The sequence below is a fragment of the Bacillus sp. MYb56 genome (genome assembly GCF_002976445.1).
Taxonomy (GTDB): Bacteria; Bacillota; Bacilli; order Bacillales; family Bacillaceae_G; genus Bacillus_A; species Bacillus_A mycoides.
Genome location: NZ_PCOH01000016.1, coordinates 29291 through 50250 on the forward strand (window position 1 = coordinate 29291; position 20960 = coordinate 50250).

A 20960-nucleotide genomic window follows, 5' to 3' on the forward strand; every position below is an offset into this window, starting at 1 on the left:
ATTATCACCACTTTATATTTAATGTTTTTCGAAATAATTAACTTTTTGACCATATCTAATCATTTTTTTCGTCATTTCATCCGTAATATTATTCCATACAAAACCCGTTTTTCTTAACAGCATATTCGTTTTATCTCCCATTATATGGAACAATGTTTGTTCGACATCATTAAATGTTTTCAATTCATCTCCTATACAATGCAGCTGTAAATTATATATATCTGATGCATATTGATTAAATTGCTTTTCATCAAAGATATAATCTATAAATTTATCAATTGAAGTTTCTTTTACATCTATGTCTAATCCATACGTTGTTAAAAGAGCTGATAAGCTTACATAGTTAGGATTGAAAATGTGATGAGTCTCATTCATTAATTCTTTTTTATTAAACAACTTAATAATTGCCTGACTAACATCATTCACACATGCAAAATCTATATCTCTTTCCATTTCTGGAACCAATCCAATTCTTATATATGATTTCATCATTGAGTATAATGCATTCTGCTCTATGTTTTCTTGAAACCTTCCTGTTTTAGAATCAAAACCAATGTTTCCCACTCGAAAAACATTTACATTTATTCCCTTATCCCTCGTTTCCAGTACAATCTTTTCAGCTTCTAACTTTGTCTTTGGATAAGGATTTTCAATAATTTGCCCTAAATCATTATCATACTCCGTATACAATATATCTTCGTTATTCTTTACTACACCAGAAGCTACAGCCAATGTAGAAATATGATTCACATCTTTCTTTACTCCCTTAAGCGAAAAATCAATTACATTTCTCGTAGCTAGAACGTTTGCTTCATAGGATTTTTCATATTTCCCATAATGACTAACACTGCCTGCTGAATGTATAATACATTGGATTGTTTCACTCAAATATTGATAGTTCGGCAAATCTAAGCCCATATATTTTTTTGTCAGGTCGCCACTATATACAAAAATTCTTTTCTTATACTTATCATAAAAAGATGTTCCAAAATAAGAGCAAACTTTTTCTTTAATGCGATTTTCTGCTTTTATACAATTGTCACTTCTTACAATCAAATGTACATTGCAATCTAATTCAGTTAATAAATCATGTAATAAGTAAACGCCCAAATATCCCGTGCTTCCTGTCAATAGAACTTCCTTATAACCGGTTTGGCAAGAAAGGTTGATTTCGTAATACTTTTTGTTTCTATCATCATATAAACTTCGTATCGCTATGTCTCCTCTTATCTTCTCCTCCATCAACCGATGCCTTTCTCCTCTAGCAATCAGATAAGTTGCTAATGCATCTGGAATGGTCTTCTCCTTTTTATATGTCATATGCTGCGCTAGATCAGAGACTCTAGGGTATTCAAATAAATGATTAATAGAAATATCAAAATCCTTCTGTAAGCTCGAAACAACATTGATAGCCGTTAGTGAGCTACCTCCTAATTCAAAGAAATCATCATGGATACTAACTTGTTTTACTCCCGTAACTCTCTTATATGATTCTATAATTTTCCGCTGTTTATCATCTTTCGGAACAACATTCCTCTTTAGCTCTTCTACATAGTCACTTTGCGATAAAGGGGAACTCTCTTCCATTTCAATATCCTTAGAAAGGCTAAAGAACTGCCGTTCAAAAGGATACGTAGGGAGTGGAACACGATATCTTCTTTCTTGCGAAAAATACTTGGACCAGTTAATCTTCACGCCATGAATATGCAACTTACCAATATTTTGAAGCAAGTAATTGTCATCAAAAATTTTTTCTTTAGGATGCCTTACAGTATTAATAATTGGGCATTTTGATTCTCCTTGAGTATGTTGTCTAACAAAACTACTTAATGTTCTACCTGGTCCAACCTCCACAAAAATACTTTCCGTACCCGATAGTAGATGCTTAATGCCCTCAGAAAATTCCACTACATGTCGCAGATGATTCACCCAATAATCTGCACTTTTTGCTTGTTCTTCCGTAATCCATTCTCCTGTCAAATTGGATACAAATGGTATTTTAATATCCTGGAAATTAATTTCTTTTAACTTCTTTCCATAGGTATCTAAAATTGAGTCCATCATGGATGAATGAAAGGCATGGGAAGTTGTAAGTTTTTTAAACTGAAAACCTTTCCTAATCAATTCCCCCTCAAAAGTATAGATTGCCTCATCAGAACCTGAGATTACGCATGATATTGGACTATTCACCGCGGCAATAGATACATCTTGATTCATTAGTGGTAAAATTTCATTTTTCGAAGCCATTACACTTATCATGCTTCCTTTAGGTAATTGCTGCATTAAGGTCGCCCGCTCATACACCAACTGTAGCGCTTGCTTTAATGAGAACACTCCCGCCAAACAAGCCGCCACATATTCCCCTATACTATGTCCAATCATGCCGTCCGGATAGACGCCCCATTCCATTAATGTTTTTGCTAATGAATATTCAAAAATAAATATTGCAGGCTGTGTATTAGATGTTTGATTTATATCATCTCTCATTCTAGCTTCCAGGTCCTTTGGATATAAGACTTCCTTCCAATCAATCCCACTAATCTCTTCTAAAATCTCACAACAAAGATTCACTTCATCTCGAAATCTCTTCTCTTCTTTATATAAATCCAATCCCATATTTACATATTGCGCACCCTGCCCGGGAAACATGAAAATTATTTGCTTACTACCGCCATCACAAATGTTAGTTTGAACCTTACCAGAATTTTGAATAAAAAATTCTCGCTTCGCTTCCTCTATATCCGAAACCACTAATGCTCTTCGATATTTTAAATTTTTCCTTCCATTTAAAAGTGTATAAGCTACATCAGCCAAATTCACATTATTGTTATGATTTAAATATTCAGCTAACTTTTTAGTTTGCTCTTCAAGAGATTTTTTCGTTTGTGCAGAAAAAGAAAGTAATTGATATCTCCTACTCCGCTCAGAAGCTTCTCTTTGGGGAGGTTCCTCAAGTACAACATGGGCATTTGTTCCTCCCATACCAAATGAACTTACTCCTGCTCTTAAAGGAAACTCTTGGTTCTTCCATTCTGCCAATGTATCCTGTACATAAAATGGACTATTACCAAAATTAATTTTTTCATTTGCTTTCTCGTAGTTAATGCTTGGTGGAATCATGCGATTCTCCAAAGCAACTACAGTTTTTATCAAACCTGCTATACCTGCAGCGTTATCAAGATGACCAATATTCCCTTTAACCGATCCAATACCACAAAAATTATTCTTCTCTGTATTAAATGCCAACTTCAAGGCTTCAACCTCAATCGGGTCACCTAGCATTGTTCCAGTACCATGAGCCTCTACATATGATATACTTTCAGATTCTACCTCGGCCATGTGATGAGCTGCTCTAATAACAGCAGCTTGTCCTTCTACACTTGGCGCATTAAAACTAACCTTATCAGCGCCATCATTATTTATTGCGGATCCTTTCACAACAGCATGGATGAAATCTCCATCAGCAATCGCATCCTCCATACGCTTCAAAACAACAATTCCCGCTCCATTTCCATTGACCGTTCCCCTAGCATTATCATCAAAAGGTCTACAGTGTCCATCTGGTGAAAGAATCATGCCATCCTTGTATAAATACCCTCTTTTCTCAGGTAATGTAAGTGAAACCCCTCCAGCCAAAGCAATGTCACAATCTCCACTTAATAGAGCTTGACATGCCAAGTGCACAGCAACCAATGAAGAGGAACATGCAGTTTGAACTGTATAACTAGGACCTTTCAAATTTAATTTATGTGATAATCTGGTGCCGAAAAATTGAGAACCATTTAAAAATTCTGCTTCTTTTATAAAATCTTTCGCTCCATCATATACCGCTTCTAACCAATATAAGTTTGTAGATGCTCCAATATAAGTACCAATTAAACCATTAAAGGTATCCGAAAAGTAAGCACTACTCTCTAATGCTTCCCAAGCACACTCGTGCAAAATTTTCAGCTGTGGATCCATTACCTCTAATTCCCTAGGTGAGTAATTAAATAATTTATTGTCGAACCATTCTGTTCCTGTAATAGCCCCACCAGCCTTTATATAATTGGGATTCTGGATCGTTTCTAGATCAATTCCTCCTTTCTGTAACTCCTTATCTGTGAAGAAAGTTACCGATTCTACACCATTCTTCAAATTTTCCCAGAATTCATTTATAGTATCTCCACCAGGAAATCTGCAAGACATTCCAATAATAGCAATCTCTATACCATTTCTTATCGGTTCCTGTGCACTATCATTCATTCGAATCCCTCTTTCTTTGACGTCTTTGTTTTAACCTATTTTTCGATTCCTTTATTACCTGAACTCTATTTGAATTCATTTTTTCCTGTACCCTGCTCTCAGCAGTCATCTTTAATTGCTGGGATAGAGAATAAATTGTAGGATATCTAAATAGCATCATTACAGTTATGTCGATGTTCAAATCATTTTTCAACCGTTCATTTATTTGAATAATATTCAGTGAATTCCCACCAAGTTCGAAGAAATGATCATAAATACCGACCTGATTTACCCCAAGTACCTGTTTCCAGATCTCCGCTATCATTTTTTCTAGATTCGTTCCAGGTGCTATATAAGTAGTACCTAACGATATATAATTCTCATCATTCCTTTCTTGCAAGGCTCTTACGTCGACTTTGTCGTTATTCGTTACAGGCATACTCTCTAATTGCACAAAATGTGACGGAATCATATATTCAGGTAACTTATTCCTCAAATACTCCCTTAATTCTGTACTGGTAACCTCTTGGTTTGTAATTAGATACGCACACAAATAGCTTTCATTACTTTGATTTTGTTTCGCAACAACAATTGCATTATCAATATATTTATGATTTAAAATGTTGTTTTTTATTTCATCTGGCTCTACTCGGACTCCCTTAACCTTTACCTGATGGTCAATCCTTCCAAGATACTCAATGTCCCCATTAGGGAGCCACCTTGTAAAGTCTCCCGTTTTATACATTTTCTCACCTGGAATAAATGGATTGGACATAAATTTTTCATCTGTCAAATCTGACTTATTGATATATCCCCTTCCTACACCTGCCCCAGCAATATATAACTCCCCAGTCACACCAATAGGTACAGGATAATAATCTTGATTTAAAATATATGCCCTATAGTTACTTAGAGGCTTACCTATTGGTATGCTCGAACCCTCTTCATTTTCACGACAAATATAGTATGTTGAAAAAATCGTCGTCTCGGTTGGACCATACAGATTAATAATCATCTCAGCATTAACAGTACTCTTTAATTGATCATAAAGACTCTTTGTAAAGACCTCACCGGCTACAAGAACATAGTTAAGAGGTTGACTTATGACAATATTATCTATTAAAACTTTCAAATGGGTAGGTACAGCGCCCAAGACATTAATTTTGTTTTTCTCAATAAAGTTCCACATATTTCTTGGCTCAGCGATTAGCTCTTCCTCAGGAATATATAACCTACCCCCAGAGAGAATCGGGAGAAGGATTTGTTGAACAGAAACATCGAATGTGATTTTTGCTAGCAATAAATGATTCATTTCTTGATTAAATTTTAATTTCCGAATGAGTCCTATCAACTGATTCACAATATTCTTGTGTTCGACCATAACCCCTTTAGGGTTACCGGTTGTTCCAGAGGTATAAATTACATATGCCAAATCGTCGGGCTGGTTTATGTTTTCAAGATAACAACCATCTTCTTTACAGTTTATTTCATCATCCAACCTAATTACTTCCTGTTCAAAAGTAAAGCGTTCCTTCATATTATTTCGGGCCAGAACCAACTGACAATCACTGTCTCTCAAAAAATATTTTATCCTGCTTATTGGAAGAGTGGGATCAATCGGTAAAAATGCCCCTCCTGCTTTTAGCACACTGAGAACTCCTATGACCATTTCTAAGGAAGGCTCTGCAATAAGTCCAACAACGCTATTTCTTTGCACTCCCTTTTTTCTTAAAGTGCGGGCCAGTTGATTTGCCCTTGCATCCAGCTCAGAGTACGTTAGTGTCATTTCTTTATATACGATGGCATTTTCTGATGGACCTTCTTTCACTTTCTGCTCAAATATCTCATGCACCGTCATTTGATACAAATATTCATCCGTCGTATTATTAAATTCATAAAGAACGGTTTTCATCTCTGATTCAGACATCATCTGGATATCTTGTAATGGTATATCCATCTTTTCGGTAATCTCATCAAGTAGATAAATAAAATGTTCTGCTAATCTTTGTACTGTATCCTTCTTGAATATATCCTTACGATACTTCCACTTAAAATGCATATCTTCATTAATTTCTAATACATGAATGAACATATCAAATTGAGTCATACTACTTTCAAATGGGAATTTTCGGAAAGTTAATTCCCCTTTATCCTTAAAGAAATACTCATCATTATCCAAAGAAAACATAATATCAAATATTGGATTTCTCCCTGTATTTCGATAAGCATCTACTTGATTTACTAACAATTCAAACGGATATTCCTCATGATCAATGGCTTTTATTGCATTATCCTTCACTTCATCCAGAAAATTCAGAAATGTTTTTTTGCGACATGGGAAATTTCTTATTACTACCGTATTCACAAACATACCAATAGTCCGTTCCAAACCTGGACGAGATCGGCCAGCTGTAGGGGTACCAATCGTAATATCTTCTTGACCCGTATATTTTAAAAACAATACATTTAAAGCAGCAAGTAGCACCGTATATAGGGTTGTCCCATTCTCCTTTGCTATCTTTTTCAAACGCTTTGTCAAATCGTATCCCGCCATAATTGGTACATAATCACTATCATAAAGTTGCACCGGGTGTCGTGGATAATCTGTATTTAACTCCAGTAATGGAGGTTCATCTTTAAATATGTTTAGCCAATACTTTTCTTTACTCTTAAAATCATCAGTCTGAAAAAATTCTGCCTGCCATACTGCATAGTCTCTATATTGTAATTTAATCGGAGGCAAATCTTTATTTAAATAACTATCATAAAATTCCTCCATAATTATGTCCATCGATATACCATCAAAGACAATATGGTGAGCATCAGTTAACAGCAAATGCTTATTTTCTCTGATTTTAATAACTTTGATTCTAAATAGAGGAGGTTGTCCCAGATTAAAAGGTGTAGCAAACCCATGTACATACTCCATTAATTCTTCTTCCGATGCTTCAACGATATCAACAATAACCTTTAATTTAGGATGTACATACTGCACCACTTGTCCATTGATGAATGAAAACGATGTACGTAAAGATTCATGACGATCAACAAGATGTTGGAAAGCTCTCACCAACATATCATATTCGAGATCACCCTCTATGATTGTCCCCGACGGTAAATTATAAGCTACTGAATCACGATTAAGTTGCCACATAATAAATAGCCTTTTTTGCTGTGATGAAACAGGATAGTATTCTCTTGCTTCAACAGGTAATATAATTGAACTTTTATGTTGTTCCCCATCCAGTATTAGAGTTGTAAATTCTTTTATAGTTGGCTTTTTAAACATTTCACTTAAGTGTATATTCACGTCAAATTCTTGGTTAACTTTCAATATAATCGAAGCAGCATTTAAAGAATGCCCACCTAACTCAAAAAAATTATCATACACTCCTATCTTTTGAATATTAAGAACATCTCTCCATATATGTGCAACCTTTTTTTCCAATTCGCCTTCTGGTGCAACATAGTCGAAGTCTGATACTGGATCCAAGTTGGACACTGGCAATGCTTTACGATCAATTTTCCCGTTTTGATTGAGTGGCATTTTTTTCAGTTGAGTGAAGTAGGTTGGCACCATGAAATTCGGCAAACTTTTAATAAGGAAATTTCTTAATTCTGAGTTTGTTATATTCACATTGGCAACAAAATAAGCACTTAATACTTTCGTACCGAAAGTATCTTCGATTGCAACAACAACAACCTCATCTACATCTGGATGCTTCATAAGACCAGTCTCTATCTCCCCAACTTCTACCCGAAACCCCCTTATTTTCGTAAGATTATCTTTCCTTCCAATAAATTCAATATTCCCATCAGGCATCCACCTTGCCATATCTCCTGTTTTATAAACTTTTTTTTCGGTAATTTTCGGAAACTCTACAAATTTTTCTCTCGTTAAATCTGGAGCATTATAATACCCACGTGCCAATCCAACCCCAGCAATACACAGTTCTCCTGTTATACCAATAGGTACAAGATTCATCTCTTGATCAACAATGTATATTTCGACATTATTAAGAGGCTTTCCGATTGGAATCACCTTCAATTGTTCTATCTCTTGATTACTAATTCTATAGAAAGAGGCTAAATCCGTGCATTCCGTGGGACCATACGTATTTATAATTTCGCTCTTGAAATTTATTGATTTAACTAAAGGTTTGAGTTTTTTACAATTTATCGATTCACCACCTAAAAAAATACGCTTCAACGTGATTAACCTACTAAAATTAGTTCTCTCATTATAATCAACCAATGGATAAAAACCACTTGGGGTACAATTAATGCTCGTGATTTTATGAATATTTATATAATCAGACATTTTATTGTAATCATACATACCTGACTCAAAAAGGTGCAATCGCCCCCCTTTTATCAATGGAGCAAATAAATTTTTATGCGCTGTATCGAAACTAATTGGGGCAATTAATAATACATTATCGGTTGGATTCATATCAAATTCATTGGTATACCAGTTGAGCAAATTCATAAATGAATTTCTTTTCACCATAACTCCTTTAGGGTCACCAGTGCTCCCAGATGTATAAAGAACATACATTAAGCTCTCTAATGGGATTTTCAATTCTAAATTACCACTCATTTCTATAGGTGTACCGTCTCCCAAAGTTGTATCTATATCAACAAATCTAGTGTTTTCAATTATAAAATTAAATTCATTATTGCTGCACTTCAAAATGATATCTACATTAGAATTACTTAAGAGATAATTAATTCGTTCATTTGGATAGTTTGGATCAATGGGTAAATATGCAGCTCCTGCCTTTAAAACACCTAATATACCAATTGGAAGTTCGAGCGATCTATCTAACATAATCCCTATTACAGAATCTTTTTTAGCTCCTAATTCAACTAATTTATGTGCTATATGATTTGCTCTTATATTTAATTCCTCGTAAGTTAAATTTTGATTTTGGTAAAAGACTGCTAGCTTATGGGGACTTTTAGCTACTTGAAATTCAAACAAGTCAACCACAGATTGATCCTTAGGAAAACCTGTTTTTGTGTTGTTAAACTCATTTAGAATACGATTTCTCTCATTGGATAAAATATCAATTTCAGAGAGCCTTATACTCGGATTAGCTACTACTGCTTTTAACAAATGAGTCAATTGATTTATAACTCTTTCAATCAAGTCTCCTACACTTTCTTTACAAGTGATACAACACTCTATTTTATCTCCATGCCATTTAAAATTAAAGACGGTATCTGCATTTGTATAATGATTAGAAATATTATGTTGAATATTTTCAAACTGTATGACTGTACGAGGATTCAGTTTATTAGAATTTGCATTCTCATCTCCTAAAAGTTTTGCTAATCGCTTATGCGATACTTTCTGATTTTTATTTGCCTCTGTAATGTTTTGTTGTACTTTTAATAGAAGCTCTTTAAATGTCATATTACTATGGACATTACTTCTTATAATCAAAAGATGATCATAATATGCTGTGCCAGATTTTGATTGAATTACTGGCGTTCCAATAGAAATATCTTTACTATCCGTGTATATTGAGAGCAAATATTTCACACTAGCAATCAAAATGATAAACATTCCATATTCAGAATGATTACTTATTTCACTAATTTTATGTGATATGTTTTCTGATAATCTATATGTAAATATTTTTTCTTCCTGATTTTTCACACCAACTTTTTTATTAAAATTTACAAAACTACTCATTTCTAAATCCGTTGATAGTTGATCCAACCAAAACTTCTCCTCTTTAGTTAACAAATCTGCATTATAAACATCATTGCTCATAATAATCTCCTCTCCCAACCAATGTTGAATTAATAAGATTTATAATATCAATGTAATTTTCATTAATAAAAAAGTGATCTCCTGGATAGCCATAAACAACAGTATCTCTCGAAGTAAACTCACACCATTTTTTCATGTATTCCTCAGTAACATCATCCAGCTTACCGTACATTGCAGTAATACACGTATTTAACTTGTACAATTCATTACTGAATTTATATTCTTCTATCAATTTAAAGTCAGATCTTAAAATTGGGATAAATATATCCATTAACTGCTGATTATTAAGAATTTCTTTTGGAGTACCATTTAAATTTAATATCACATCTTTAAATTCTTTTTCTGGTAAGTTAGACACTTTTTGTTCTCTAATAAAATTTGGGGGCTTTACACCTGATAGAAAAATATGCACAGGAGCATTAAGATTTCTACTTTCTATTTCCTTACAAAGTTCATAAGCGATAAGCCCGCCCATACTGTGACCAAAAAACGCGTAATCGCAATTACCTACAACTCTATATATACATTCGAATATATCATTAACCGCGTGATTCATATCATCATAACAATCTTCTTGAAATCTTTTACCCCTTCCTGCGTATTGAATTGGTTTCAATTCAATACTAGGATGTAAGTAATTTTTCCACTTACTATATATCGAACCGGATCCACCAGCATAAGGAAAACAAAAAAGCATCGTGTTATTCATATACTCTCCTTTCCTATGAATCAAAATTATTTACTAAATTTTAAAAGGCTCTATAGAACTTAATTAGCCACCTAACATCTCCCAATTTTTTTATTAATCTAGCTCCCATTTATATTTTAGGGTGCAATCAGGAATTATCTTTGGTAAACCATTAAATTTCCATACAGCCTATGTAGCACAACACGTATAATGATCTATTTCCCTTTCACTTTATTCCAAAATGGTATCCGTCCTTGTATATCATCTATTACAGAAGAGAATCCTGGTGCAGTGGAAAAAAAGAACCCTGTACAATGATGCGCTTTTTGATATTCTTCATCTTTCATTAAAATAAGATGAGCCTTCTTTATGTTAAAGTGTGGAACAGCAGGGAACAAGTGATGTACCAAATGGTATGAGTTTCTATGAGGATGAATGAGAAAGCGCTCAAACCAATTCCCAAAAGAATTTCTTGATGCAAATATCTCATTTTCCGATTCTAGTCCTGCATGTTCGGCCATTTCAGCCCAATATTTTAACATTTGAAAAGTTGTTAAAAACGGAACTACCCAAAATAAAATCAACTCTTGCCAGAAACCGAAAACAATCGAACAAATAATGATAGCGCCCCAATATAGAGTCCTGATTATTTGATCAAATCTAGGTTCCTCTTTTGCATATGCTGTTACTTTGATCATTCCAATCAAATAATTCGGCACATGTACTAAGAACAAAGGCTTTAAGCAATGCTGAATAAAAAATTTCATTTTATTTTTAGTCGGTTTATCTAACCCAACAATTTGATACCTTTGCTTATCAGGGTCTATCTCACTCCATAAATACCTGTGGTGATTCATGTGACTCTTACAATATGCTTTATAAGAAATCATTATCGGATAAGCAGCAAAGAAACATGCAACCCACTTATTTAATTTACGATTTTTAAAAAGCATACGATGACTTGACTCATGCATCATAATATCAAGGCCACGCATACGGCTACCAATGATAACAATACTAATCAAATACATCCACATAGTAGGGATAAAATAATTCAATGCAATTACTAAGGACACAATACCCCAATCCAATCCTATGGCAAAAAAATTATACCAATTGTTGGTTTTTTGTAATTCGCGAATTTCCAAGTTGATTTCTTTCGAAAAACGATGCTTCTCTAACTCTTTCTTTTGACTTTCCCCTAAATCGGTAGTTCCTCTAATCATATTATTAACTCCTTTATATAGAAATTAATGCTGTTGATTTATATCAGGAATCCTTCATTTAAATCCTTAACAAACACCCTTAGGCTCTCAAAATTTATACTCTAATTAATCATTTAAAGCGAACAATCCAACAGTTTTTATAAGCATATTAACTCTTAGTTAAATATTCATATCCTTTTTTATTTTGTAGGTATCAAAAAACATCCATGAATCTCAAAAACTAAATCTTTTTTTCAGAAATTAATTTATCAATCCCACTTTTAATAGGAACTACATTTCGTTCCACATTAGACATAATATGGAATTGCATCTTAGACTTTGCATTTACAGATGAATGAACCCTCACACCTGGATCAAATCCAAATACAAAATATTTGAGAATCTCATCATTTTCCATTGAAATCCAAACACCATATCCATAATGTAAACTATTATTTTTCACATAAGGAGTTAACAACTGATTAGTGTACTCTTTATTTAGGAGTTTCCCATTAAATAATCCATTCCAAAATTCTCCTAAATCTAAAACTGTTGTAAAAGCCCCTCCATCTGGCCCACCAACTATAGGGACCGAATAGATATTAGTTCTCCAAGTGTTATCATCTTTATTATCTATATATCCAAGTGCAGTTCGTTCCGGCAGTTGATCCATCCGGAAATATCCTGAATCTGACATGCCGCAAACCTGAAATATATTCTCTTTTACATATTCTGCAAACTTCATCCCTGTCAATTTTTCTACAATCAACCCAAGTAAAATATAACCTGCATTACTATAAGAAAATTTACTTCCAGGATTAAACTTCATATGATAATTTTGAAACATAGGCAGAAAATCTGCAGGAGATTTAATAGAATACATTGGGGTATCCTTCCATAAATCTTCAAAATCATCCATTTCTTCTTCATCAAAATAATCTGGTATGCCCGAAGTATGAGTTAATAAATGATGAATTGTAATACCTTCATAAAAATTTGGGAATGAGTCTTCTAAACACTCTTTCAAACAAGTATCAAAAGTTAAAACACCCTTTTCAACTAATTGACATATTGCAACTGCAGTAAAAATTTTACACCCAGAAGCCATACCAAACCGAGTACGTGATGTATTAAAAATTTGTTCACTTCTATTCGCATATCCAAATCCATCTTCAAAGATCTTTTTTTTATTTTGAATTAAAATCGCACCTGAGAATGGTAATTTATCATCATAATTCTTTATAAATTCTTTTATTTCTCCAGAAATTATCACTTACCCAATCCCCTTTTATTTTTCTGATTTTTCCAACTATTAAACAGGGTTAATTGTAACTTCATTTAATTTTCAAAGCAATCTAAAATACATAACAAAACTTGAGAAACTTTTTTAATAATTGAATTGACTTCAAAAAAAAAATAAAACATAAGTTTGTTCATTTCTTCAAAATAGCTATACAATAACACTTAATATAATTCACATGATTTCTCAATAAATCTTATATCGCTCTCTATAACTTAATGGTAGTTGATAAATAATAAAATTAATTATACATTTAAATTCTCTTGAGACTATTATTTATATTGTTAGTGAGGTCATTATGAAAAAAATTGATAGTTACTTAGAAATTATTGCAGTTAAATTAGGAATTTTACTACCCTACAAAGACATAGAGCTGAAACTCACAGAATTACCTAAAAATGAAAGGGAAAGAATTTTAAGATTTCATAAATTAGAAGATCAACAAAGAACATTATTAGCTCATCTATGCATCAGAAAACGTTTGCAAAGATTATTGCTCATACCTGCAGATACTATCTCTATTAAAAGAGATCGAACAGGCCGCCCTTTTTTAAATAAATATCATGGTTGGAAGGGGGATTTTAATTTATCTCATTCTGAAGAATGGATTATATGTGGACTTGCTTCAACTGGACGAATTGGTGTAGACATTGAAAAAATTCAACCTATAGATCTTTCCGTAACCGAACTATGCTTTACTCAAGAAGAAATTGACTATTTTCAGTATATTCCTCACGATAGACAGTTATCGTTTTTCTTTGATATTTGGACTCTAAAAGAATCATTTGTTAAAGCAATTGGAAAAGGACTTCTATATCCATTAGATAGTTTTGGCTTCAATATGGACGATTGGTCCCAAAATAAAATAACCTTACGGAACACTAATTCCGATTTTAGTCAATTCTATTTCTGCCTAAATCGGTTAGAGCAAAATTACACTATCGCGGTTTGTTATACAGATTGGGAACAGATAAACAATTCGTCTATAAAGATACTAGACTGTTCTGAGTTCCTATAATTATTTTACGTTTTTTAGAGAAAAAATACATCCAACATTTAAAATGACTGAAAAAACAGAAAATAATCACTGTAATTATTATAAACTCAATCTTTTTTAAGTTCCTATATTATTACGTTTTATCTTCTGCATTCAAAAATATTTTAAGCTTCAATCATTGTATAACAATTTAAAAATCACCTATATTGGAGGATTATAAGAATGAGTATATTAAAGTCATATTGCTCAAGTGAATATAGTACGTTAAAAAAAGTTATACTATGTGAACCATTATATATGAATATTTCTAGTGGTATAAACAAGACCCAAAAATATTTTATCAATTTAGGCTTTAATGTAAATCTGGCAAGAGAACAATATTCAAAATTTATTGATATACTTAAAGAAAATAGAATACACACTCTAATGCTACCTCCTAAAGTCCGCTTTCCCGAACAAGTTTTCACAAGGGATGTCGGCTTTACCATAGGAGAAACAGTTTTTATTTCTAACATGAAAAATGAAGTTCGTAAAGGGGAAGAGCGAATTTTCAAAAAAATATTGTCAGAACAAGATATTGCTTATATAGATTGTATTAATAGTCATATAGAAGGTGGTGACGTCATTATCGATCAAGATATTGTATATATTGGCGTGAGCAATCGAACGTTATTTAACTCTGTAAAAAAACTTCAACAGTTTCTCACACACTATAAAATAATTCCTGTTCCTTTTTCCAAAGATTTTTTACATTTAGATTGTGTTTTTAATATCATTTCAAAGGAAGAAGCCTTAATATATCCACATGCATTTAGTAATAGTACATTAAAAATGTTATCAGATCGTTATAATTTAATAGAAGTATCTAAAAAAGAGCAATTTACTTTAGCCACCAATGTATTATCTTTAGGCAATAAAAAGATGATTAGTTTACCCATTAATACTACAACAAATAAAGAGCTGAGACTTAGAGGTTATGAGGTTATTGAAATCGACTTTGGAGAAATTATAAAATCTGGCGGATCTTTTCGCTGCTGCACTCTTCCTCTACAAAGGGGATGATTAAAAAACTAAAAATTAAAAGCTCACATTATAAAGGTGTTACGTTATTACGTAACACCTTTTCTCAAGGATAAACTTCCTTTACTTCTCTTCCGGATAATCACAGTACTCAATGATTGTTCCCTCTGTATCCGCTGGGTTAAGATAAATTAATCGTCTACCATGTTTATTAATTCGAAGCGTATGTTCTAACGTTCGAATCCCTTGTTCCTTTAATTCTTCTAAAGCTACATCTAAATCGTCTACACGATACGCAACATGATGGACACCTTTCCCTTTTTGCTTTATAAATCGTGCTATTGGAGAAGTCGTATTATTCGTTGGCGCAAGTAATTCGATTCTATCACCATCAACTTCAAGAATAGCTACTTCGCTTTCAACACCAGGTGCTTCACTTACGTATCGATCTATTAAAGTTCCTGATAAAACCTTTTCATAAAACTGTATCGTACTATCTATATCACGAACTGCGATCCCGATATGGTCAATTGTTTTTTTCATTTTATTTCCCCTATTACTTTATTTTTTCTATTCTTATCAATAGTAACAAAAAAAGTTATAGAATCAAATTCTATAACTTTTTTCATTTAACTTATTTTCTTATTCGCACTAGCTGCTGGGCGAACTCCATTTTTCGTTTTTACAACGCTAATACCATAGCCGATAAATCCACCGATAATCGCTGGGAAGATCCAGCCTAATCCTACTTCCTGCATCGGAAGGAATTTAGTGAACACTTGGCTTACTACTTCAATGTTAACTCCAGCTGCACTTAATCCATCGAATAAGCTGATGATAAATGTTACGATTAAGCTCACTTGATAAACTTCAGCTCTACCTTTGAATAACGAGTGGAAGAATGTTAAGAAAATCAGCACGATTGCTAGTGGATAAATTGCTGTTAATACTGGCACAGAAACTGCAATTAATTGCGTTAATCCAACATTTGCAACAATTGCACTAAATACACATAGCGTGATTGCGATTGCTTTGTAAGGAACATTTGGGAATAACTTATGGAAAAATGAAGAACACGCTGATACAAGTCCCACACTTGTTGTTAAACAAGCAACTGTAATCATTAACCCTAATAATACCCCGCCATATGATCCGAAATAGTAGTTAGAAACTTTTGCTAATACTTCTCCGCCGTTTTCTAAATGTCCAAGCTTCGCAACGCTTGAAGCTCCCATATAAGAAAGAGCTGTATAAATAATTGCTAAAATAGATGCAGCAATCAGTGTTGCTTTTGCACAAACAACCATAATTTGTGTTTTCGTTTTCGCACCTTTTTCTTTAATTGCATTAATAATGATGATCCCAAATACGAACGATGCAAGCGTGTCCATTGTTAAGTATCCTTCTTGGAATCCTTTGAAAAATGCATGTGATGTATACCCTTCAACTGGTGCTTGCATTTCTCCAATCGGATGAATAAAAGCAACAATTACTAAAATACCGATGAATGTTAATTTAATTGGGGTTAAGATTTTTCCAACAATATCGACAATTTTCGCAGGATTTAGCGAAAAAAAACAAGTAATACTAAAGAATATAATTGTAAAAAGAATTAACGGTGTAGAACCTAATCCCTCTGGCATAAACGGCTTAAGACCAATTTCATAAGAAACATTTCCCGTTCTTGGTATTGCAAATAACGGACCGATTGCTAAGTATAAAACTGTTGTAAATACAATCCCAAACACTGGGTGAGCACGACTTGCTAATGACTGTAAATCATCTTTACCTGAAAAACCAAATGCTAATACACCTAGTAATGGTAAACCTACTCCTGTTACTAAAAATCCAGCGTTAGCAATCCATACATTCTCTCCTGCCGATTGACCAAGCATCGCTGGGAATATTAAATTTCCTGCTCCAAAAAATAGTGCAAATAACATTAATCCGATAACTACTATGAACGAAAACGGTACTTTATTCGCCATAATATAACCCCCATTCAAATTTCCTTATTTCATTTTCCAATTTTAACTAATTGAATTTTCTGAATATTTAATTTAAGTATCAACTATTCTTGAACTCATTATAGTTTGTTATATAATATTTTGCAATACTATTTTCAAACTTTTCATTCATTTTATGAATATACATTTTTTAACATGGAAATTAGACTAAAAAACCAACATGGTCATCCATGTTGGTTTTACATTTACTATCATTAATTAAAATTTCGCCGCTACTTTCTTAACGTTATCTAAACCTTCTTCAACAATTTGCTGTGAACGATCTGGATATTGATTGTGTCCTTCAATTACAACTGTCTCTGGATTTGCAATTCCCCAGAACCCAAGTACGTTTGTAACGTAATTAACAGCCATTTCCATAGGAGCCATTTGTTCAGAAGAGTAATCTGAACCACGAGCACCTAAAACAACTACTTTCTTATCACCAACTAAACCTTCTGGACCGTTCGCTGTATATTTAAACGTTTTTCCCGCTTGAGAAAGATATGAAATATACGTGATTAATGGTGCTGGTACTGTAAAGTTCCATAATGGGAATGCAAATACTACTTTTTCAGCTTCTAAAAACTGGTTTAAGTACTTATCCACTGTAGCAACTGCCTTCTCTTCTTCAGCTGTTATCTCCATTCCTTGACTACGTTTATATCCACCTGAAATAGCAATATTTCCGTAATACGGAAGATCTAATGCGAATAAATCTAACTCCGTAATTTCTGTATTCGGATTTGCTTCCTTATAAACACTTACAAATGTTTCATACATTTTTGAACTAATTGCTTGCTCCGCTGGACGATCGTTTGCTTTTACAAATAATACTTTTGACATTGTTTTATTCCCCTCTACTTTTGTATTTTCTTCTTTTTTACCAAACAATGAGCTAAATAATCCCATTTTCTTCACCTAAACTTTCTTATCATATTCATTATTCATCATCATAAAAATTCTTATTCTAATAAAAAGTTCCAATTGATACCTTAACCTAAGTAAATCAAAACTTTTTGTTATTTAATTACCTTATGTAAGTGATTGTAATACACCTACTTACTTTAGTCAAGTAACTTCTCGAAAAGAAAAATGTCTCGGATTAAAAATAACAAAGAAATATATTTCCTCATTCGAAATGATAAATTCGAAAACACATAAGTGAAATCCCTTGTATAATACAACTAGAGAGAGAAATTCATCTATAGAGAGGATTTATTAATGAGTACTTTAGAAAAGATTCAAACCTTTATCATTCTTGCAGCTGTTATATTCGGGGTTATATTAGGACAATTTAATATGATACATATGCATTCAGAAAAATTTATTGTCCCCTTCTTATTTTTAATGCTTTACGGATTATTCCTCAGCATCCCATTAAATGATATAAAAAATGGCTTCCGTAACTTAAAATTCGCTGGAACAAGCCTAGGTATTAACTTTATATGGACACCTTTTCTTGCTTGGGGATTAGGCGCGTTATTTCTTTCAGATCACCCAGCACTTTGGGTCGGCTTTATTATGTTAATGGTTACTCCGTGTACAGATTGGTACTTAATCTTTACTGAAATAGCGAAAGGAAATGTAGCACTTTCTACTGCAATTTTGCCTGTAAATTTAATTTTGCAAGTACTACTTCTTCCAATTTATTTATTTTTATTTGCTGGTGTAATGAAGACTGTAGCGGTTTCTATTTTAGTAGAAAGTATTGTTATCGTAATCGTCTTACCATTTTTACTTGCGCACGCTACAAAATTCATTATGCATAAAATGAAAAAAGCTGAAACACTTGAGAATAAACTCATTCCGTTTTTCAGCTCTGCTCAAATTGTATTTTTAAGTTTAGCAATAGTAGCGATGTTTGCCTCACAAGGTAAGTACTTATTACAAAATATGAATGTTGTTTTATTGTTACTTATACCAGTATTACTGTTCTTCATAATTAACTTTATACTAGGACAGTTTGTAGGACGTATGATGCATTTATCCTATGAAGACACTGTAAGCCTAAGCTTAACAACATTAGCGAGAAACTCGCCTGTTGCACTCGCAATTGCTGTGACTGCTTTTCCAGACGAGCCTCTTATCCCGCTTGCATTAGTGATTGGACCGTTAATAGAACTACCAGTACTAGCGTGTGTGTCACAAGTGTTATTACTTATTAAGAAAAAACAGCAATACACATAAAAAAAACGTCCTACTTTGGGACGTTTTTTTATTGTCGAGAAAGTATAGAAGTAACGATACTTATCGGCTCTAAGGATTTTATACGTTATAGAAAATTAGCTTGTCGTTACGTTAACAAAGTCTTTCTAATTAAAAATTATAGGGAAAGTAAATATAACGAAAGCTGCCCAAAGTCCGTAAATTGGCAAATACTTCGTAACGGCATCTTGGATAGCTGTCGGTCCTGATTTGTTTTGTAGAAAACGCATATAGGAAAACATAATCCAAATTAGATTTGCCCAGATCAGTATGTTTACTCCTAAGACAGCAAGTCTATTAGGTGTAATCCCGTAAGAAGAAAGTCTGAATACGATGGCTGACAAAGCTACAGTGTCAATAATAAGCGCAAGAACAATTAAGGCAAAATTGATATAATCTGAAATGTTCTTTTTCTCGTCTGATTCACTCTCAACAATGGAAAATATGGTAACAGCCAATACACCAAGGAGTATTCCGTTGAAGGCCATTAGGAAATTGCGGTCCAAGAACGGATTTTTCCCGACCCATATAACCGTTATAAGATAAATCAACAATGTGATCAAGACGAGAGGACTAAAAATTTTAGATATGTATGGTGTAATATTCTTAGCAAGTTTAAGATTCATTGATGCCAAGTATGCAGCCACAATAGCGAGAGCGGCAGCACCAAATAAAATAACATTACTAAAATAGAAGTCTTCTATATTCAAGTCAACAAACCTAAATAACTGCATGGTTAATGCTGCTAGTACCATTCCGCTCACTGCCATGCTGGCGTAGAGAATACAATATTCCAAATTAAATTTAATATAAGCTAATCTCGTACTTCCTTTTGAATATTCATTTCCTGTAAACGCAAGCCCTACTAAGACCCATAAGAATATAGGAAGATGTAAATACGCAAGGATACTGCTGTCTTTATAATTTAATGGCAACATATTAAGATACACCCCGGCAATTAGGAACAATGCTGCAAGGAAATAAATAATACTTTTTTTCGGAGTATTATTGTAAATAAAATAAGCAGCAATAAAGGGAATTACACCAAAAGCCAAGTTAATTGGAGCAATTGCTTCCTGCTCGACAAAATGGAAGATTCCCCTGGTGCTTAGCCCTGCCAGAATAGCTAAAATGCCCATGAATAAGAAACCTTTTTGAAACAATGAAGGTTTTTCTGTATTTGCCGTCTCCTTGAAATGCAATCTTTCATACCAAGCACCAAGAACCTGAGAATCAGGGTTTTCATCCCATGCTTGTGAGAATGACTTTTTAAAAGCTTTCGGGTCTTTTCTATACATTCTCTCCAACTCATGAGGGTTATCCATATTTTCAATTATCACATTGTTAACCTCCATATTTATACCTCCTCTAATTTTAAAAATAACGTTGTTACCTTTTCCATAAAAAGCACCACACTTATTTATTCTGATTTTGATTTTAATATAAATTTTATCGTTTCGCAATAAATTTTTATTATTTTAGATAGTATTTTTGTTGTATATTTTTATTCCAAGCAAAAACAAAAAGCAT

General features: G+C 33.2%; 12 protein-coding genes. 3 read left to right on the plus strand and 9 right to left on the minus strand.

Annotation, left to right across the window (positions count from 1 at the left end):
* Nucleotides 1-18 precede the first annotated feature (18 nt).
* The 5 genes from CQ058_RS18550 to CQ058_RS18570 all read right to left on the minus strand — a co-directional run bounded on the left by CQ058_RS18550 (nucleotide 19) and on the right by CQ058_RS18570 (nucleotide 13172).
* Entirely contained in the window at nucleotides 19-4245 is a 4227-nt protein-coding gene (locus CQ058_RS18550) for a type I polyketide synthase (protein ID WP_002189234.1), read from the minus strand.
* Nucleotides 4238-10006, minus strand: coding sequence for a non-ribosomal peptide synthetase (locus CQ058_RS18555; RefSeq protein WP_105589923.1), 5769 nt, complete (start codon nucleotides 10004-10006; stop codon nucleotides 4238-4240). Before CQ058_RS18555 ends, CQ058_RS18550 begins: the two co-directional genes overlap by 8 nt.
* Entirely contained in the window at nucleotides 9996-10715 is a 720-nt protein-coding gene (locus tag CQ058_RS18560) for a thioesterase II family protein (RefSeq protein ID WP_002193100.1), read from the minus strand. Before CQ058_RS18560 ends, CQ058_RS18555 begins: the two co-directional genes overlap by 11 nt.
* Before the next feature lie 194 nt (nucleotides 10716-10909).
* The gene (locus tag CQ058_RS18565) at nucleotides 10910-11920 is read right to left on the minus strand and encodes a fatty acid desaturase family protein (protein WP_002189230.1); all 1011 of its coding nucleotides are present in this window, start codon (nucleotides 11918-11920) and stop codon (nucleotides 10910-10912) included.
* Nucleotides 11921-12140: 220 nt separating this feature from the next.
* Nucleotides 12141-13172 (minus strand): serine hydrolase domain-containing protein, encoded by a 1032-nt coding sequence (locus CQ058_RS18570; protein ID WP_002189229.1) that lies wholly within the window; start codon nucleotides 13170-13172, stop codon nucleotides 12141-12143.
* 325 nt (nucleotides 13173-13497) lie between these two features.
* Here CQ058_RS18570 and CQ058_RS18575 point away from each other — a divergent pair, with 325 nt between their 5' ends.
* Together CQ058_RS18575 and CQ058_RS18580 are read left to right on the plus strand one after the other, a co-directional pair.
* A complete protein-coding gene (locus tag CQ058_RS18575) occupies nucleotides 13498-14217 on the plus strand; it encodes a 4'-phosphopantetheinyl transferase family protein (RefSeq protein ID WP_002193101.1) in 720 nt (239 codons plus the stop codon).
* A gap of 201 nt (nucleotides 14218-14418) precedes the next feature.
* Nucleotides 14419-15258, plus strand: a complete 840-nt coding sequence (locus CQ058_RS18580; protein WP_002189227.1) for a dimethylarginine dimethylaminohydrolase family protein — start codon at nucleotides 14419-14421, stop codon at nucleotides 15256-15258.
* 81 nt (nucleotides 15259-15339) lie between these two features.
* On the opposite strand, the gene CQ058_RS18585 is transcribed toward CQ058_RS18580, so the two are convergent.
* The 3 genes from CQ058_RS18585 to CQ058_RS18595 all read right to left on the minus strand — a co-directional run bounded on the left by CQ058_RS18585 (nucleotide 15340) and on the right by CQ058_RS18595 (nucleotide 18134).
* Nucleotides 15340-15759, minus strand: coding sequence for a VOC family protein (locus tag CQ058_RS18585; protein ID WP_002126861.1), 420 nt, complete (start codon nucleotides 15757-15759; stop codon nucleotides 15340-15342).
* A gap of 86 nt (nucleotides 15760-15845) precedes the next feature.
* Nucleotides 15846-17204: a branched-chain amino acid transport system II carrier protein gene (brnQ, locus tag CQ058_RS18590; protein WP_002189226.1), complete on the minus strand. Its 1359-nt coding sequence runs from the start codon at nucleotides 17202-17204 to the stop codon at nucleotides 15846-15848.
* A 237-nt stretch (nucleotides 17205-17441) separates the two neighbouring features.
* Entirely contained in the window at nucleotides 17442-18134 is a 693-nt protein-coding gene (locus CQ058_RS18595; protein WP_002189224.1) for an FMN-dependent NADH-azoreductase, read from the minus strand.
* 312 nt (nucleotides 18135-18446) lie between these two features.
* Here CQ058_RS18595 and CQ058_RS18600 point away from each other — a divergent pair, with 312 nt between their 5' ends.
* On the plus strand, nucleotides 18447-19412 hold the full coding sequence (locus tag CQ058_RS18600) for an arsenic resistance protein (protein WP_002189223.1): 966 nt from the start codon (nucleotides 18447-18449) through the stop codon (nucleotides 19410-19412).
* Nucleotides 19413-19537: 125 nt separating this feature from the next.
* Here the strand turns inward: CQ058_RS18600 and CQ058_RS18605 are convergent, their stop codons facing one another.
* Entirely contained in the window at nucleotides 19538-20785 is a 1248-nt protein-coding gene (locus CQ058_RS18605; protein WP_002189222.1) for a DUF4153 domain-containing protein, read from the minus strand.
* Between the last annotated feature and the right edge of the window lie 175 nt (nucleotides 20786-20960).

What these genes read in the sequence shown, in the direction of transcription:
- brnQ (WP_002189226.1), bottom strand. Translation starts at nt 17,204, where the DNA reads ATGGCGAATAAAGTACCGTTTTCGTTCATAGTAGTTATCGGATTAATG.
- CQ058_RS18580 (WP_002189227.1), top strand. Translation starts at nt 14,419, where the DNA reads ATGAGTATATTAAAGTCATATTGCTCAAGTGAATATAGTACGTTAAAA.
- CQ058_RS18585 (WP_002126861.1), bottom strand. Translation starts at nt 15,759, where the DNA reads ATGAAAAAAACAATTGACCATATCGGGATCGCAGTTCGTGATATAGAT.
- CQ058_RS18555 (WP_105589923.1), bottom strand. Translation starts at nt 10,006, where the DNA reads ATGAGCAATGATGTTTATAATGCAGATTTGTTAACTAAAGAGGAGAAG.
- CQ058_RS18600 (WP_002189223.1), top strand. Translation starts at nt 18,447, where the DNA reads ATGAGTACTTTAGAAAAGATTCAAACCTTTATCATTCTTGCAGCTGTT.
- CQ058_RS18550 (WP_002189234.1), bottom strand. Translation starts at nt 4,245, where the DNA reads ATGAATGATAGTGCACAGGAACCGATAAGAAATGGTATAGAGATTGCT.
- CQ058_RS18565 (WP_002189230.1), bottom strand. Translation starts at nt 11,920, where the DNA reads ATGATTAGAGGAACTACCGATTTAGGGGAAAGTCAAAAGAAAGAGTTA.
- CQ058_RS18605 (WP_002189222.1), bottom strand. Translation starts at nt 20,785, where the DNA reads ATGGAGGTTAACAATGTGATAATTGAAAATATGGATAACCCTCATGAG.
- CQ058_RS18560 (WP_002193100.1), bottom strand. Translation starts at nt 10,715, where the DNA reads ATGAATAACACGATGCTTTTTTGTTTTCCTTATGCTGGTGGATCCGGT.
- CQ058_RS18595 (WP_002189224.1), bottom strand. Translation starts at nt 18,134, where the DNA reads ATGGGATTATTTAGCTCATTGTTTGGTAAAAAAGAAGAAAATACAAAA.
- CQ058_RS18575 (WP_002193101.1), top strand. Translation starts at nt 13,498, where the DNA reads ATGAAAAAAATTGATAGTTACTTAGAAATTATTGCAGTTAAATTAGGA.